Below are 15,896 nucleotides of genomic sequence, written 5' to 3'. Positions count from 1 at the left end.
CCATGGAATTGAAGCCAAGTATACTCGTTGTAGATGATGAAGAACGTATTCGCCGATTGCTACGCATGTATTTAGAGAAAGAAGGCTATCTCATCGAAGAAGCGGAAGATGGTGAGTCCGCTTTGCGGATGGCGACCGAAACCGACTATGATCTGATCTTGCTGGACGTTATGCTGCCTGGCATCGATGGCATTGAAGTGTGTGCCAGGCTTCGTCAAGTGAAATCCACGCCAGTCATTATGCTGACTGCGAAGGGTGAAGAGACGAACCGTGTGAGTGGATTTGAAGTGGGAGCGGATGACTATGTTGTCAAGCCGTTCTCGCCTCGCGAAGTGATTTATCGTGTGAAAGCCATTCTACGTCGCTCATCAGCAACAGCGTACTTGTCCAAAGATGCAAGCTCAAGCAATAATATCGTATTCCCTAACTTGATCATTGAGCATGATGCACATCGTGTAACGGCTGGCGGTCAGGAAGTCGCGTTAACACCGAAGGAATATGAATTGCTGCATTACTTGGCTGTATCACCGGATAAGGTGTTCTCTCGTGAGGAGCTTCTCAAGGATGTTTGGAACTACGAATTTTTCGGTGATTTACGTACCGTTGATACGCATGTGAAGAGACTCCGTGAAAAATTAAACAAAGTATCCCCGGATGCTGCAGCGATGATTACGACCGTATGGGGTGTAGGCTACAAGCTAGAGGTGCCTAAATAAGTGTTTATTTTCAGAAGTGTCGTAGGAAAGTTGTGGTTAACGATTATTGGCCTAGTTGGGGTTGTTTTGCTCATACTAGGCTTTTTCCTTGTCAATTATATGGAAAATTATTTCTCGCAGGCAACGGATCAAAAGGAACACATGAAGACGATGGCTGTCAAACTTTCAGAAGAAGCCTCTCAGCACATGTATAATGAACAGTTCTATGCGTTAAGTAATGAGCTGCTAAGCTTTCAGGATTCGCGTATGTTGGTGATTTCTAAAGATTTGAAAGAAATCGTTATTCCAACAACGCAAGGTAGTGAATTAGTTAACTTCCACGTTTCAGACTTTTACAAGCCTGAAGAGCTTAAAGCCGTCTTTGAAGGTCGAACCATCGACAAACAAGTGAATAAATCAGGCACAGGTCGCTTTAAATCTGGGACCGAATATCTCGTTGTCGCGGTGCCACTTTTCAATATGGAAGGTGCGATCGTCGGTGCCACACTGTTGTATCAGTCCTTACAATCATTAGAAGCAACACAATCGTATATGTTGAAATTGTTTGTTTCTGTTTCGATTGTAGGTTTTCTCATGACCACCTTTTTTGCTTTCTTCTTGTTCTCGAAAATCACAAGACCGCTGCAGCAGTTGAAGAAAGCAGCTGATTTCATCACGCTGGGGGAATATGGCACGCGAGTTCCGATTCTCTCCAAAGATGAGATTGGTGAGCTGGCCAAAACATTTAATCATATGGGCGAGAAGATGCAGGAGAGCATTCATGCGCTTAGCCAAGAGAAGGAGCATCTATCCAGCATCCTTCGCAGTATGACAGATGCGGTCATTACACTAGATGTGAATGGTTCAGTCATGTTAAGTAACCCGCAAGGGGAGAAGATCATTCAAGAGTGGAGCACAATTGAATGGTCAGAGGATGAAGGCATAGCAAGGCGTTTCCCACAGCCGGATACCTCACTTGGTGATTGGGGACTTATGAGCTTTAACAATCCATCCTCCTCCAGTCCGATTCCTGTGCCACTGATTCCACTCTTTGAAGCGGTTGTCGATGAATCAGCAGAAGCTGCTACAAAGCTCCATGTTCAAAATGGCGTGTGGTCCGTAGCGATGACGCCACTTTACTCCCGAGAGCAGGTGCGCGGCGCTGTAGCCGTTCTCCGTGATGTGACAGAGGAGGAGCGGCTGGATAAGCTGCGCAAGGACTTCGTGGCGAACGTCTCGCATGAGCTGCGTACGCCGATCTCGATGCTGCAGGGCTACAGTGAAGCCCTGCTCGACGATATTCCCTCCACGCCGGAGGAACGCGTGGAGCTGGTGCAGGTCATTCACGACGAGTCGCTCCGAATGGGGCGCCTCGTCCGTGACCTGCTCGATCTGGCGCGGATGGAAGCCGGCCATCTCGAGCTTGTCTTCAGGGAGGTCGAGATCGACTCCCTGGTAAGACGCATGCACCGCAAATTTGCGGTGCTGGCCAAAGAGCGCGGCATCGCGCTAAGCGTGTCGCTGCCGGAAGAGCCGCTCATCCTGCACCGTGCGGATGAGGATCGCTTGGAGCAGGTGCTGACGAACCTGCTCGACAATGCGTTCCGGCATACGCCTGCAGGGGCGCGTATCGCCTTGAATGCGGAGGCGTGCCTCTCCAAGGATCGGCCCGCGATCCGAATTGAGATCGTCGACGAGGGGCAGGGGATCCCTGCCGAAGATCTGCCGTTCATCTTTGAACGCTTCTACAAGGCGGACAAAGCGCGTACGCGTGGCTCATCGGGTGGAACTGGACTCGGACTCGCGATTGTCAAAAACATTATCGATTCCCATCATGGCAGTGTAACGGTACAAAGTACATGGGGGCAAGGAAGCACGTTTACGATCTGCTTGCCATGTGAACACAAATAAACAGAAAATTGTGCGAATTTCGACACAAATAAGAGGCGTTTGCTAGTAAAACTCAGCAAACGCCTTTTCTTTGTGTAGAATATTCAGATAAAATCTTGTTGTTCGTGAAACAATTTGTGCTTATTAGAGCGTAAGAGCACGAACATTCACGATTTCATCTAGCTTCGTAAGATCAGCTAACACTTCAGCAGGAGCTGTTTTATCAATCGTTAATACCATGATTGCGGATCCGCCTATCACTTTACGACCAACCTGCATCGTCGCGATGTTAACTTGGTTGCTTCCTAGCAATGTACCAACGCGGCCGATAATACCTGGTTTATCGTTGTGGGAGATGAGCAACAAGTTACCTTCAGCAGCGAAGTCTACTGGGTATTGATCGATACGTACGATGCGCTCGCCGAAGCCAGCAAGTAATGTACCTGCAAGGGTTTTCTCTTCTTGCTTTGTTTTTACAGTTACAGTAACAAGGTTAGTAAAGCTGTTGGATGCGTTCGATTTTTGCACGACGATGTTCACACCGCGTGATTTAGCAAGATGCATCGCATTAATAATATTGATGGATTCCAGTTGGTTTTGGAAAATCCCTTTTACGATATAGCGATTTAACGGACTTGTATCCACATCCATCAAATCACCCGCATAGTTAATTACGATTTCAGAAACAGCACCTTGGGCAATTTGACCAAGTACGGAACCGATTTTTTCACCTAAACTGAAGTAAGGTTGTAGTTTGTTAAGGACATCAGCAGGTACCGGTGGCATGTTAACTGCGTTTTTAAATGGCTCATTACGAAGGATATGAAGAACTTCCTCGGATACGTCAATCGCTACATTTTCTTGTGCTTCAATAGTTGATGCACCAAGATGAGGTGTTACGATTACTTTCGGATTCGTCAAGAAAGGGTGATCCTTCGTTGGCGGCTCGACTTCGAATACGTCGAAAGCTGCTCCAGCAACGATGCCTTGATCAATCGCTTCTACCAATGCTAGCTCATCGATAATACCGCCGCGAGCACAGTTGATGATCCGAATGCCTGGTTTCATTAATTCAAATTGTGGTTTCGCGATCAAGTGACGCGTTTCCGGAGTAAGTGGCGTATGAACCGTAATGAAATCAGCTTGTGCAGCGATTTCGTTAACAGAACCTAGCTTAACACCCATTTTCTCAGCACGCTCTTCGGTCAAGAACGGGTCATAGCCGATAACTTCCATACCAAATACTTTCGCGCGTTTCGCAACTTCACTACCGATACGTCCCATTCCGAGAATACCTAGTGTCTTGTTACGAAGCTCGACGCCGATGAATTTACGATCCCACTCGCCGCCAACTGTCTTCTTGTACGCTTGTGGAATCATACGAGCCGTTGCCATCATCATAGCGAAAGTAAGCTCGCAAGTTGCAATTGTATTTCCGTCAGGTGCATTGATAACGATAATTCCGCGTTTTGTTGCTGCTTCCAAATCAATATTATCGACACCAACACCTGCGCGGCCGATTACTTTCAACTTCGTGCCGGCATTCATGATTTTCTCTGTTACTTTGGTTTGGCTACGAACTAAGAGGGCATCATACTCACCGATAATTGCAATGAGTTCGTCTTCAGATAGACCAGACTGCTTAACCACTTCAACATCAGCTGCATCATAAAGCATTTGAATTCCCATGTCACTAATTGGATCGGATACTAGAACTTTGAACATAATTCGTTTCCTCCTTAGATTTGAACATAAAAAAACTCCCAGCCCTCGGACACAGACAGTTAGCCTGTAGCCAAAGGGACGAGAGATTGCTTTCGTGGTACCACCCTAGTTCGCTGCCCATTCGCATGGGTAGCCTCATTTGGTCTTGCGACCTGGAACTGTAACGTGTTCCTAACCCGATTGCATCTACTTACGTTCAATGCAATAACTCTGGAGTGCTCCGCAATTTGTTCGCTACCGATTCTCACCAACCATCGGTTCTCTGAAAGCTACTTTATTTGCTTGGCTCCGTCAACGCTGTACTGTGATATAGAATTTTTACTAGATTACCATGCGTTCGAAATCGTGTCAATACATGTCGAACGATTTTCACTAGAACTTCATAGAATGTTCGGATTGACAACCATTTAGAAGCTTTTTGTCTATTTTATAGCAAGAATGTTCAGAATGCAATGATATTTTGCTTATATTTGAGGCCCATTTTCAGGTATGGTACAGTGAATGTATGATCTTTTAACTAAGGTAATTGGGAGTGTGTATCAAAATGGAAATCGACCGCATTTATCCGCAAATTTTTCTACAAGCTGTAGATGAGAAAACACTAGGAAATAGTGTCATCATTGATGTAAGAGAACCATATGAATGGGATTACTATCATATGGAGGAAGCGAAATTAATTCCTATGCAGCAAATTCCGCTTCGCATGGGTGAGCTTCCGGAAGATGAGAATATTTATATCGTTTGTGCACATGGGATGCGCAGTCTACGTGTAGCGGAATACTTGAAAGAGAATGGCTTCGATCGCGTCATTAATGTAGACGGGGGAATGGCGGCAATTGCCATGTTCCGCGGCTTCCAGTACGACTAATAGAAAAAGCTGATGATTGGATCATTTTTCATGACCCAATCATCAGCTCTTTTTTCAATTTACATCCGAGAAAAATGGCAATTGCGGCAGCGTTTCATTGGCATACCATTTCGATTTACCTTTGACAAAGTCGCCTTGGCGAACAGCTTTTGTACTTAACAATAATTCCATCGTTTGATTTACATCGTTCACGTTTAACTTCTTCGCTTGTCCTGAAGCGATGAATTCATCAATCCTAATCGTTAAATCCTGCGGATAAAAAGGCGAAAATGCTTTGTTTTTCAGTAACTTTGCTGTGATATAGACATTCTTCACGTTGAAATTCATGGCGCGCCATTGATCTAGATTGGCATTGTTGTTCGAATCGAAATATTCGATATCCGGATCCATGGTGCCATTCCAAACAAGAATAGAGTCAAAGTAATTTTTCTGAGCGGTTAAGGCTTGTGTTTTGGCTTCCAGGAAGTACGCATCCTTCTGGATGGCGTCTAGCAGCTGCGAATGGCTCTGTGCGTTAGCTTTAGACTGGTAATTACCTAACGCATCAGCGAACAGCTTCAAGCTTTTGAGATAGCTCTGGTGTGATTGTACCAATAGTGGTGAAGAAGCAGGCATGTTTTTAGATTGAAGTGTGTTGTATTTATCAGTTGCGATTTTACTGAGCTCTTTCAGAACTGCGGAAGCATCCACGGCGGCGTTGTCCATCTCAATTTGACTCAATAATTCAAACCATTTATTCTGAAATTCCCTAAAGGGTAAAAAGATGGTATGGTAATATGAGACTAAAACTTGTTGGTCATAGGCTCCTATTTCAGGGACTGATGACGCTTGATCTGCGTGTAGTATTTTATCGTATTTTAAATCTGATTTCGCTTGTCCTAATCGCAGCCCATAGAAAAAAGCGCCAAGGATACAGACCAGCATAAATATAAACATGAGGGCAAATAAATAATCAGTGCGGGTAAGACGCTTCTCCATAAATCTAGCTCCTTGTTGTCTCTTATATTTGTTTTAGTATAGGTCATACAGCATTAAAAAGGAATAATATAAGGAAATGAGGGTTGCTTCCTTTGAAAAAATTCGATTTTAAGAACCTTCGCATAGGGAAAGTCGACATCAATGATCTGAATGACAAGACTTTATTACTGAATCTTTACATTACACAACTGCTTACGCTTATTATCGGAATTATCATCTTGATTTTTCAGAGCAATTCAAAGATTCTTTCCGCGTTATCGTTTCAAGGAGGCCCTAGAGTTCTCATTTGGGGTTGTTTATTTGCCACAGTGGTGCTTGGTGTAGACTTGCTTATTTCTCGGTGGGTACCCAAAGAAGTCTCTGACGACGGCGGCATTAATCAAATGATTTTTGGAAATAGAGCCCTTTGGCATATTGCACTTATTTCATTTATCGTGTCTGTGTGTGAAGAGGTCCTATTCCGCGGCGCGATTCAACATGCTTGGGGGCCATACTGGACTAGTATTCTGTTTGCTGCGATTCATGTTCGCTATTTACAGCATTGGCTCATGACAGGGATGGTTTTTTGTATAAGCTATGGCTTAGGTTGGATTTACCTTCATACGGGAAGCCTATGGACACCTATAATTGCTCACTTTATGATTGATATGGTGATGGGTTGCATTCTACGGTTTGGCAAGGAGGAAGATCAAGGTTCATGAGTCTAGGAGAAAGAGTAGCTTCGAGGTCGAATCCGGGTATGGAGGAGAAGCAGGAGGATGATACCTATTTACCGCCGCGAAGAGCCGTACATCCTTCAGAGCAAGGTAAATGGACGAATCTTTTTTATATGACGCTGCTTTGGTTATTTATCGCGTTGGTGGTGAGTTTAACTGTTTGGGGGATTAAGTACTCGTCGTTGTGAGTCAAATAAAATGAGCCATACGATTCCACGAAATACGTGGCAGCCGTATGGCTCTTATATTTTTATCTCATTTCAAGCTCAATGGCGTTCGGATCTACAAAAGTATATCCTTTTTCCTCTAACTTACTTAGTAACGTATCTAGGGCGCTTACCGTCCAAGGAAGCTCATGCATGAGAATGTTACTGCCATTATGAAGTTGCTGCATCACATTCTCGATGACTTTATTGGAATCGTTATTTTTGTTCGTCATATCCCAGTCTAAAGAGCCATTTGACCATGTCATATAGAGCATTTTGTTGTTTTTCACTTTTGTTTTCAAATAATCATTGCCCGAACCAAAAGGAGGACGGAAAAATTGTGGAGCCTGCCCCGTTATTTCCTTCACGATTTGCTGGACATCATCGACTTGTTTATCGATCTTTTCATTGGTCATGTCTTTCAGATTGTCATGATCCCAGGCATGGTTACCAATGATATTACCGCTGTCGTGGACAAGCTTAACGAGCTCGGGCTTCTGCTTAATGCGATAGCCGTTCATAAAGAAAATCGCTTTGGCCTTATGTTTGTTCAAAATATCAAGGAGAGATTGATTCATCGCTTGCTCTTTCGGTCCATCATCAAAGGTTAATAGTACGACTTTTTTATTGCCATTGGGATCGTTCGGCACGATATCATAGTTTTTGTTCATGTGATAGGTCTTCTGAACTACTTCCTGAACAGGTGCCGTCGGTGTTGGTGATGGTGACGGTGAAGGAGTCGCGGTAGGGGTTGGTGAGGGACTCGGGCTTGCTGTCACTTGCGCTGTTGGCGCTAAGCTCGAAGTCGCAGCTGGACTTGTTTCGGTTTGATTTGCACTGCAGGCCGTCATTATAAGCATGACTGTTAAGAACAATGTGCTTGCTTTCTTTTTCATGATTCGTCTTCTCCTCAGATCCTTACGTGATAGTCAACACTTATAGTACCACAATTGTGATCACATTTCGCAGATGTCAATTCTCCTATGTTTTCCTAATGTATTTGCGTATGTCCACTTCTAAACTCGCACAACCTAGAAAGGATTCAAACTACTCATCATGGAGGGAGATCCAATGAAATTAGGTACATTTATGCTCGGTGGGATTGCTGGAGCGGCTGCTGTTATTTATCTTAATCGTAAAAGTAAATCACTGCTCTTCTCGGCGTTCAGTTCATCAAGTGAGTCGATGGGGAATGTGATGGACAAGGCGAAAGATACCTTTGGCAGCAAATCATTTGGTGAATCAGTGGCCAAAAGTTTCTCATCGACGAGTACAAATGGGCTAAATCAAGTAGAGAAAATTGTTAAAGAGGATCCACATTTGAAGGCAACCGTGAATGAAATCCTGCAAGATAATAAGGTGAGCACCGCGACAATTCAATAAACATAAGCGCTGAGCGCAGTCTGGCATACCCACGGGGCCGGCTGTGCTTTTTCTTTTTATACATAACTATCGCGTGCAATTGGTTTGAATTAGTGTTAACATGATAGGTGAAAACAATAGATGGATGCATGTCCATTTATTGATTAGTGGTTCACCTTTTTATTTTTCTAACATATTCTGATTGAAATAAGGTGACCATGCTTTCGATGCAAGCTTTCCCAATTGGAGAGCTCAAAGGAGGATCCTATCATGAAAATAGAACGCTTAAGTCAGGATAAGATACGGATTTTCCTAACATTCGATGACTTAACTGAACGTGGAATTCAAAAAGACGACATGTGGAGAGAAATTCCGAAAGTGCACGAGTTGTTTAGTGAAATGATGGATCAAGCTTATTCGGAGCTCGGATTTGACCCGTCCGGTCCGCTTGCTGTTGAGGTATTCGCACTCCCAGCGCAAGGTATGGTTGTAATAGTGACCAGAGGAAAGCTTGATTTGTATGCAAGTTCTGATGCATATGACGATCACGAAGCTGAAGAAGTGTACGAAATGGAAGTTACGCTTGAACAAAGCGATTTGATCTCCTATGCTTTCCGTGATTTTGAAGATCTGCTGCGTGTATCCAAAGTAATTAATCCCCTTCTTATGGAAGGTGGTACCCTTTATTCGTATAAAGGGAAATATATTTTACAGCTAGAACCTGTTGACCTTGAAGAAACCAAGTATCAAGCATTAATCGCTGTCTTGTCTGAATTCGGTGAAGCCTCATCTGTCACGCTAGCCGTTCTTGAGGAATACGGGAAAACGATTATTGCAGATGACGCCGTTAAGGTGCTCTGCCGCCATTTCAAATAAACAGGGACTCACGTCCTTCTGCCGTAGAATGAAACAAGCATCTCCAAAAACAACCGTTTTTGAGGATGCTTGTTTTGTTTTCCAATAATACGCTTTAGGGGTATCTAGTGTTACAAGTAGATATGTCTGGAGAGAACGACTATAATAGAGGCATGATTTCAAAAAAAGAGGGGAGCTGGAACATGCATATCGTGCCTATTTTATTGGCAGCCATAGCCCCAGGTCTCTCATTGCTCGCTTACTTTTATCTAAAAGATCGGTATGAAACGGAACCTATCCATTTAGTGATACGGATGTTTCTATTCGGTGTATTACTCGTGTATCCAACGATGGTTCTGCAGAATGCTCTCATCCAAGAGTTCGGCAACGGTACAATTATGACTTCCTTCTTTCTCTCTGGAGGGGTCGAGGAGTTTCTGAAATGGCTGATTCTGTATCACCTGATATTCCGGCATGAAGCCTTTGATGAGCCTTACGACGGGATTGTATATGCGGTGGCAGTAAGTCTCGGTTTCGCAACCTTGGAGAATATCATTTATGCCTTCCTGCATGCTTCTTCATTCTATGCTTTGATGCTTCGAGCGCTTCTACCCGTATCGGGACACGCCTTATTTGGTGTCATGATGGGGTATTATATGGGTAAAGCCAAATTCGTCCCACATAAGCAAAAGAGATATCTATGGATATCGCTGCTGCTGCCGATAGTATGGCACGGTGCCTTTGATTATATTTTGCTCATTTTCAAAACAGGATGGATTTGGATCATGATCCCGCTTATGACCTTTCTCTGGCTTCGTTCAATTTGGCGTGTTGATCGTGCGAATGCGCACTCTCCATTACGGGTTGTGACCGTGGATGAGAAGATTAAAATGGGTTGAATTGGGTCATAATGACTGTATAAATGGTGAACTCCATTGCATGGATGGGGAACGACCGGGAGGGTTTACATGTCATTAACGACGCGCGTGAAAGTGAAGATCCGATGTCGATTATGTGGTGAGAAGTTCGTATTGCGAGGCAAAAAGGAAAAAGACAAAATTGAAACAGGATTTCGTCAATGCATATGCAGCAATGAGCATGATTTTGAAATAGAGACTGAAAGCTAGCAAGAGGCCTTTCTTCCGAATAGGCTTCTTTTTGTATATATAAAGTCTAGATAAACGCCCCCGTCCATGAGGATGGTGTGGGCGTTTATTTTATGTCACTCCTGTATAAACCTGCCTCTACGCGTAAAAACTAAGCGCAAGATTGGGTATGAAAGGAGCAGTTCTGTGTATAAAAGATTAAGTATTGTCATGTTTCCTTTTCTATTGCTGGCATTAATCGGGGCTTCTGTGTGGGGGTATCTAGAGCACCAAGAGAAGAACACGATTCTAATTAAAGCGGAGAATCAGTACCAACGCGCGTTTCATGATCTGTCCTTTCACATGGATAAGCTACATACAGAGTTAGGAAATACACTGGCTGTGAATGAATCTTCGGAGCCATCTTATCGGAAAGGCTTGGTTAATGTTTGGCGATTAACGAGTCAAGCGCAAAGTGACATCACCCAATTGCCATTGATGCTGCTGCCTTTTAACAAAACAGAGGATTTCTTAGCAAATATGGCTAATTTCTCTTACCGGATGTCCGTTCGTGATATGACGAAGCAGCCCTTAACGGAAGCTGAAATGAAGACATTGAACACACTTTACGCACATTCTGCTGATATTACGAAAGAGATTCGCGGTGTGCAAGATAAAGTAATTGCAAATAATTTAAGATGGATGGATGTGGAGACTGCTCTAGCATCTGAGAACGAAATGCACGACAATGCGATTATTGATGGCTTTAAGATTGTGGATAAGCAAGTAGGTGGATATGACGAGTTGAATTGGGGGACAGGCAGCTTAAATGTGTTCTCCAAGAATGATGTCAAAATGCTAACGGGCAATGATATGACGGCTGATCAAATCAAAAAGAAAGCCGTAGAATTCCTTGGAATTCAAGATTCTAACGGTATTAAAGTCGTCGAAAACGGCGGAAGTGCCCCTGAATTTCAAAGCTATAGTGTTATCATACCGAGCGGTGATGCATCGAAAACGGATACGCAAATGGATTTTACCAAAAAGGGCGGCCATCTCATTTATTTCATGAAGTCGCGTGATGTTCCTTCGGCTAAGTTTAATCTTCGTCAAGCAAGAGATATTGCGAATGAATTTTTGGATCAGCACGAATATAAGGAATTAAGCGCGATTAGTTATGATCAGTATCAAAATACGGCGACCATTCAGTTTGCTAAGAAAGAAAAGGATGTCACCATTTACCCAGAACAAGTTACAGTTAAAGTTGCCTTGGATACCCTTGAAGTGACGGGGCTTCAGGCTACTAATTATATTTATTCACAAAAGAAGCGTGAGATCGGACAACCGAAAATTACTGTAGAAGAAGCGCGTAAGCATTTGAATTCTAAAATGAAGGTAACCGGTGAATCGCTAGCGATTATCAAGAATGATCTGGATGAAGAAGTGCTTTGCCATGAATTTGTCGGCACGCTGAATAACAACATTTATCGCATTTATGTGAATGCGGATGTGGGTATGGAAGAGAAAATTGAGACCATTCGGCAGGATCAAGTGGAAGCTGCCAAAGGAGCATCATAGAGTCAAGTTAGAAGCGGGATAGGATCCTGCTTCTTTTTTTTTTCTATCTAAATGGTGATGGCATGGTATAATTGTAATATATTACTTCGCGGAGGTGCGGGAATTGCTTCCTAAGGTCAACCAGATTTTACATATGCAAATGAATAGTATTGACGAAGAAGAGTCCAAAATCGAATATAAGTCGAGAATTGCTGATGTAACAGAAAGCGCAATCATCATCGAAATCCCGCTTAATGAGAAGTCGGGACGTCTGAAGAAGTTGTACCAGGGAGACGAAATTAGCGCTCATTTCTTAGGTCAAGGCGGCGTGAAGCACTATTTCACAACGGAAGTTGTTGGTTTCACGGAGGATGTAATTCGTTTAATTGAGTTGCGAATACCTGATTTAAGTGCGATTACGCAAATTCAACGAAGAAATTTCCTGCGGGTTTTGGCCGAATTAGAAATTGCAGTGAAACTGAACGACCAGATCCAATTCATTGGGTTAACCGATGATGTCGGCGGTGGCGGCATTTCGTTTGTTTGCGATGGTCATATCCCTATTGGTTTAAATGCCATTATTTCGTGTTGGGTGCTTGCACCTTTCAAGAATGGAACAATCGAACACATCCCATTTACAGGGGAAGTTGTCCGCGTGAAAGCTACAGAGACAGGCAAGCAACTCGTCATGATCAGATTCGCGGAGATTGCCGACAGAGAGAGGCAAAAGCTGATTCGTTTTTGTTTTGAAAGACAAATGGATTTTCGGAAACGCTAAGGATTGAGAGTGGGATGCAACGGGAATACTGCTATGCATATTGGATGCTAGCAGGAGCGTGATCTCATGTCGAAGGAGCAAGAGCGTGAACCCTATGAACAGTTATTTATACGGTTTTCTGCCAAAGTAGAGAAGATCATAATTAGAGCTGTGCTTGTCGTTGTAATTCTGCTGGTTTGTGTACAAGCTCTGCTTCAAAATGCATACATACGTAAGCATTTCACCCGTGTAGAACCCCTAGAAGGACAGCCGTATATCGTGCCAGATCGTGCCCCAAGAGAACGCTCATAGGCGCATGAAAGCAATGTGCGGTGGAACCCAAGTTTTGCATATGGCCATGTAGTGTGCTATAATTTCTAGTAATTAGCAGGCAAGTGCCTGCTTTTTTTTACGTAAGGTATTGTGAAGTATTGTTAGGAGGAACAGCAGCTTGGATAAGTTCAATATTGCCATAGATGGTCCTGCTGGAGCCGGTAAAAGCACCATTGCACGGCTTGTTGCCGGTGCTCTTGGTTTTATTTATGTGGATACAGGAGCCATGTATCGAGCAGTAACGTGGAAAGTACAGCAAGAAGGGCTGCTACCTGAGCAAGAAACAGAAGTGGCTGCGTTAGCCAATCGCATGCAGATTGAGCTCATTCCTGGAGATGAAGGACAACAAGTAATCGTAGATGGTGTGGATGTGACGAAAGCGATTCGTTCAACGGACGTTACGACGCATGTTTCGCAAATTGCCAGTTACGGTGCTGTGCGTCATTTGTTAGTTGCACTACAGAAGCAAATGACCGTTTCCAAAGGCGTAGTCATGGACGGCCGTGACATTGGAACGCATGTCATGCCAGATGCTGAAATTAAGGTTTTCTTAACTGCGAGTGTGAAGGAACGTGCTGAGCGCCGATTCAAGGAGTTACAAAACAGTGGTACGAACACACTGACTCTTGCTGAGCTGGAGCAGGATATTGCACGTCGTGATCAATTCGATGAGGCGAGGGAAATTTCGCCGCTGCGTCGGGCACACGATGCTGTGTTAATGGACAGTACGTCAATGACGATTGAAGAAGTTGTGGACGAAATCCTTGGACTTTGCAAGGACAAAGTCGGAGGTGGCAAATAAAGATGCTATATCGCATCGGAAGAGCCTTATTTCGATTTATTTTCACTGTATTTTTCCGTATGCGTGCTATAGGGATGGAGAATGTTCCAACACAGGGCCCAGTTGTTCTGTGTGGTAATCATACTAGCTTTTTGGACCCCCCATTCTTAGGAACACCTCTGCGGCGGAAGGTTCATTTCATGGCCAAGGCTGAGCTGTTTGATATACCTGTATTAGGGTCTATCATTTCAAAAGTAGGCGCATTTCCTGTTAAACGAGGAGGCGTGAGCAGAGAGTCGATCCGACTTGCTGTACAACTGCTTCGTGATGGCAATATGCTTGGGGTTTTTCCAGAAGGATCTAGAAGTAATGCAGGTGGGATGGGTAAGAAGGGCGCAGCTAGTCTTGCATTGAAATCGGGTGCAGCAGTTGTTCCGGTAGCCATCGTGGGTACCTATTCACTTTTCCGCCGTATGACGATCGTATATGGGGCACCACTTGATATGAGTGCTTATGCTGGTGCTAGCTCGGAAGATCTGGAGCAGGCGACAGAAGCAATCATGAAGGAAATTCGCAGACTACATACAGTTACTAGTAAAGGCTAATGAGAAATGTATGGAATCGAAAGCTTGGAATTATACTATCCTTAAAGTGATTTGACCTTATTGTTGTGTTTGAAACAGAGTAGGAGCTAGTCTGCTGCTTTGTGACTTATAAATTATTTTTGTTGGTTGTAAATAGAGGAGGCTAATCTCATGTCAGATGAAGTAAAAGTTGAAGATCAATCACAGGAAGCTCAAGAAACAGCCGTTTCACAAGCAGAAGCAGAGCATGCGCTTAACAATGTTGCTGTGCTGAAGAAAGGCGCTACAGTTAAAGGCAAAATCGTTAAAGTAGACGCTGATCAAGCTTTCGTGGATATCGGTTACAAATACGATGGTGTCATCCCTGTTCGTGAGCTATCATCCGTAAGCTTGAACGATGCTGCGCAAGCAGTTGAGCTTGGTCAAGAAGTTGAATTGAAGATCGTTTCCATTAACGATGCGAAAGAAACGTTGGTATTGTCCAAACGTGTCGTTGACAATGAGAAAGCTTGGGAAACGCTGCAAGGACAACTGGAAAGCAAAGAAATTATCGAAGCTTCAGTTGCAGAAGTTGTTAAAGGCGGACTTGTAGTGGATATTGGTGTGCGTGGTTTCGTTCCAGCATCCATGGTTGAGCGTCAATTCGTTGAGGATTTCTCCGCATACAAAGGCCGCACATTGCGCCTACGTGTGAAAGAAATCGATCGCGAGAAAAACAAAGTCATCCTTTCCCAAAAAGATATTTTGGATGAAGAGTTCGAAACTAACAAAAAGAAAATCATCGAAGGTCTTCAAGTTGGTCAAGTACTAGATGGTACTGTTCAACGCTTGACACAATTCGGTGCATTTGTTGATATCGGTGGTATTGATGGACTTGTTCATATTTCTGAGCTTGCTTGGCAGCATGTTGAACAAGCATCTGATGTTGTTAAAGAAGGCGACAAAGTTAAGGTTCAAATTCTTAAACTTGATCCGTCCAATGACAAAATCAGCTTGAGCATCAAAGCAACACAAGACGGCCCTTGGTCCAATGTGGAGCGTGATTTCAAAGCTGGTGATATCGTAACGGGTACAGTTAAACGTCTTGCAGCTTTTGGTGCATTCGTTGAAGTGGCTCCAGGTGTAGAAGGTCTAGTGCATATTTCTCAAATTGCACACCGTCATATCGGTACGCCACATGAAGTATTGAAAGAAGGTCAAGAAGTACAAGTGAAAATCTTGGAAATCAACTTGGCTGAGAAACGCGTAAGCTTGAGCATTAAAGACACAGAAGATGCTCCTGAAGCGCCAGCTGGTGCTGCGGCTCCGTCATCAGTTGGTAAACCAGATAGAGAAAGACAACCACGCGGCGATCGTGACCGCGGTAACAGTGCTAGTCACCAAAAAGAAATCGCTGGTAACGAAAACGTATCTCTAAGCAATCAAGGCTTGTCCATGACACTTGGTGAGCGTTTTGGAGATAAACTAGCGAAATTCAAAAAATAAATAGATCCAATTTCTAGGA

Annotated in this window: 18 protein-coding genes and 1 other annotated feature; of the genes, 15 read left to right on the top strand and 3 right to left on the bottom strand. The window is 43.8% G+C overall.

Annotated elements, in window-relative coordinates:
* The first annotated feature begins 2 nt into the window (after positions 1-2).
* Both AC58QC_RS13725 and AC58QC_RS13720 read left to right on the top strand, forming a co-directional pair.
* Positions 3-716 carry a response regulator transcription factor gene (locus AC58QC_RS13725; protein ID WP_314795945.1) on the top strand — a complete coding sequence of 238 codons (714 nt, stop codon included), beginning with the start codon at positions 3-5 and terminating at the stop codon, positions 714-716.
* Positions 717-2,606, top strand: a complete 1,890-nt coding sequence (locus tag AC58QC_RS13720; RefSeq protein ID WP_497415700.1) for an ATP-binding protein — start codon at positions 717-719, stop codon at positions 2,604-2,606.
* 123 nt (positions 2,607-2,729) lie between these two features.
* Here the strand turns inward: AC58QC_RS13720 and serA are convergent, their stop codons facing one another.
* On the bottom strand, positions 2,730-4,310 hold the full coding sequence (serA, locus tag AC58QC_RS13715) for a phosphoglycerate dehydrogenase (RefSeq protein WP_497415699.1): 1,581 nt from the start codon (positions 4,308-4,310) through the stop codon (positions 2,730-2,732).
* 71 nt (positions 4,311-4,381) lie between these two features.
* Positions 4,382-4,614, bottom strand: a binding site (T-box leader).
* 240 nt (positions 4,615-4,854) lie between these two features.
* Between serA and AC58QC_RS13710 the strand changes: the two genes are divergently transcribed.
* Positions 4,855-5,178, top strand: coding sequence for a rhodanese-like domain-containing protein (locus tag AC58QC_RS13710; RefSeq protein WP_497415698.1), 324 nt, complete (start codon positions 4,855-4,857; stop codon positions 5,176-5,178).
* A 54-nt stretch (positions 5,179-5,232) separates the two neighbouring features.
* Here AC58QC_RS13710 and AC58QC_RS13705 read toward each other — a convergent pair whose 3' ends face one another.
* Positions 5,233-6,156, bottom strand: a complete 924-nt coding sequence (locus AC58QC_RS13705) for a hypothetical protein (RefSeq protein ID WP_497415697.1) — start codon at positions 6,154-6,156, stop codon at positions 5,233-5,235.
* 92 nt (positions 6,157-6,248) lie between these two features.
* Between AC58QC_RS13705 and AC58QC_RS13700 the strand changes: the two genes are divergently transcribed.
* Together AC58QC_RS13700 and AC58QC_RS13695 are read left to right on the top strand one after the other, a co-directional pair.
* A complete protein-coding gene (locus AC58QC_RS13700) occupies positions 6,249-6,857 on the top strand; it encodes a CPBP family intramembrane glutamic endopeptidase (protein ID WP_497415696.1) in 609 nt (202 codons plus the stop codon).
* A complete protein-coding gene (locus tag AC58QC_RS13695) occupies positions 6,854-7,060 on the top strand; it encodes a hypothetical protein (protein ID WP_497415695.1) in 207 nt (68 codons plus the stop codon). The genes AC58QC_RS13700 and AC58QC_RS13695 overlap by 4 nt, the downstream gene beginning before the upstream one ends.
* Before the next feature lie 62 nt (positions 7,061-7,122).
* On the opposite strand, the gene AC58QC_RS13690 is transcribed toward AC58QC_RS13695, so the two are convergent.
* Entirely contained in the window at positions 7,123-7,974 is an 852-nt protein-coding gene (locus AC58QC_RS13690; protein ID WP_497415694.1) for a polysaccharide deacetylase family protein, read from the bottom strand.
* A 175-nt stretch (positions 7,975-8,149) separates the two neighbouring features.
* Between AC58QC_RS13690 and AC58QC_RS13685 the strand changes: the two genes are divergently transcribed.
* The 10 genes from AC58QC_RS13685 (at position 8,150) to rpsA (ending at position 15,877) form a co-directional block, all read left to right on the top strand.
* Positions 8,150-8,461 (top strand): hypothetical protein, encoded by a 312-nt coding sequence (locus tag AC58QC_RS13685; protein WP_497415693.1) that lies wholly within the window; start codon positions 8,150-8,152, stop codon positions 8,459-8,461.
* Between the two features lie 249 nt (positions 8,462-8,710).
* Positions 8,711-9,316, top strand: a complete 606-nt coding sequence (locus AC58QC_RS13680; RefSeq protein ID WP_057312084.1) for a genetic competence negative regulator — start codon at positions 8,711-8,713, stop codon at positions 9,314-9,316.
* 107 nt (positions 9,317-9,423) lie between these two features.
* Positions 9,424-10,194 carry a glutamic-type intramembrane protease PrsW gene (prsW, locus tag AC58QC_RS13675; protein ID WP_497415692.1) on the top strand — a complete coding sequence of 257 codons (771 nt, stop codon included), beginning with the start codon at positions 9,424-9,426 and terminating at the stop codon, positions 10,192-10,194.
* Between the two features lie 69 nt (positions 10,195-10,263).
* Complete coding sequence (locus tag AC58QC_RS13670; RefSeq protein ID WP_164483569.1) at positions 10,264-10,422, top strand: hypothetical protein; 159 nt, start codon at positions 10,264-10,266, stop codon at positions 10,420-10,422.
* A 165-nt stretch (positions 10,423-10,587) separates the two neighbouring features.
* Complete coding sequence (gene ypeB, locus AC58QC_RS13665; protein ID WP_497415691.1) at positions 10,588-11,958, top strand: germination protein YpeB; 1,371 nt, start codon at positions 10,588-10,590, stop codon at positions 11,956-11,958.
* A 94-nt stretch (positions 11,959-12,052) separates the two neighbouring features.
* On the top strand, positions 12,053-12,715 hold the full coding sequence (locus AC58QC_RS13660; protein ID WP_497415690.1) for a flagellar brake protein: 663 nt from the start codon (positions 12,053-12,055) through the stop codon (positions 12,713-12,715).
* Positions 12,716-12,781: 66 nt separating this feature from the next.
* A complete protein-coding gene (locus AC58QC_RS13655; protein ID WP_497415689.1) occupies positions 12,782-13,006 on the top strand; it encodes a hypothetical protein in 225 nt (74 codons plus the stop codon).
* A 139-nt stretch (positions 13,007-13,145) separates the two neighbouring features.
* Positions 13,146-13,829 (top strand): (d)CMP kinase, encoded by a 684-nt coding sequence (gene cmk / locus AC58QC_RS13650; protein WP_497415688.1) that lies wholly within the window; start codon positions 13,146-13,148, stop codon positions 13,827-13,829.
* A gap of 2 nt (positions 13,830-13,831) precedes the next feature.
* Positions 13,832-14,413 (top strand): lysophospholipid acyltransferase family protein, encoded by a 582-nt coding sequence (locus AC58QC_RS13645; protein ID WP_497415687.1) that lies wholly within the window; start codon positions 13,832-13,834, stop codon positions 14,411-14,413.
* A 150-nt stretch (positions 14,414-14,563) separates the two neighbouring features.
* A complete protein-coding gene (gene rpsA, locus AC58QC_RS13640) occupies positions 14,564-15,877 on the top strand; it encodes a 30S ribosomal protein S1 (RefSeq protein ID WP_497415686.1) in 1,314 nt (437 codons plus the stop codon).
* Positions 15,878-15,896 lie beyond the last annotated feature (19 nt).

It is taken from the genome of Paenibacillus sp. J22P51 (assembly GCF_059692215.1).
This window is presented reverse-complemented; position numbering and strand designations above follow the sequence as displayed.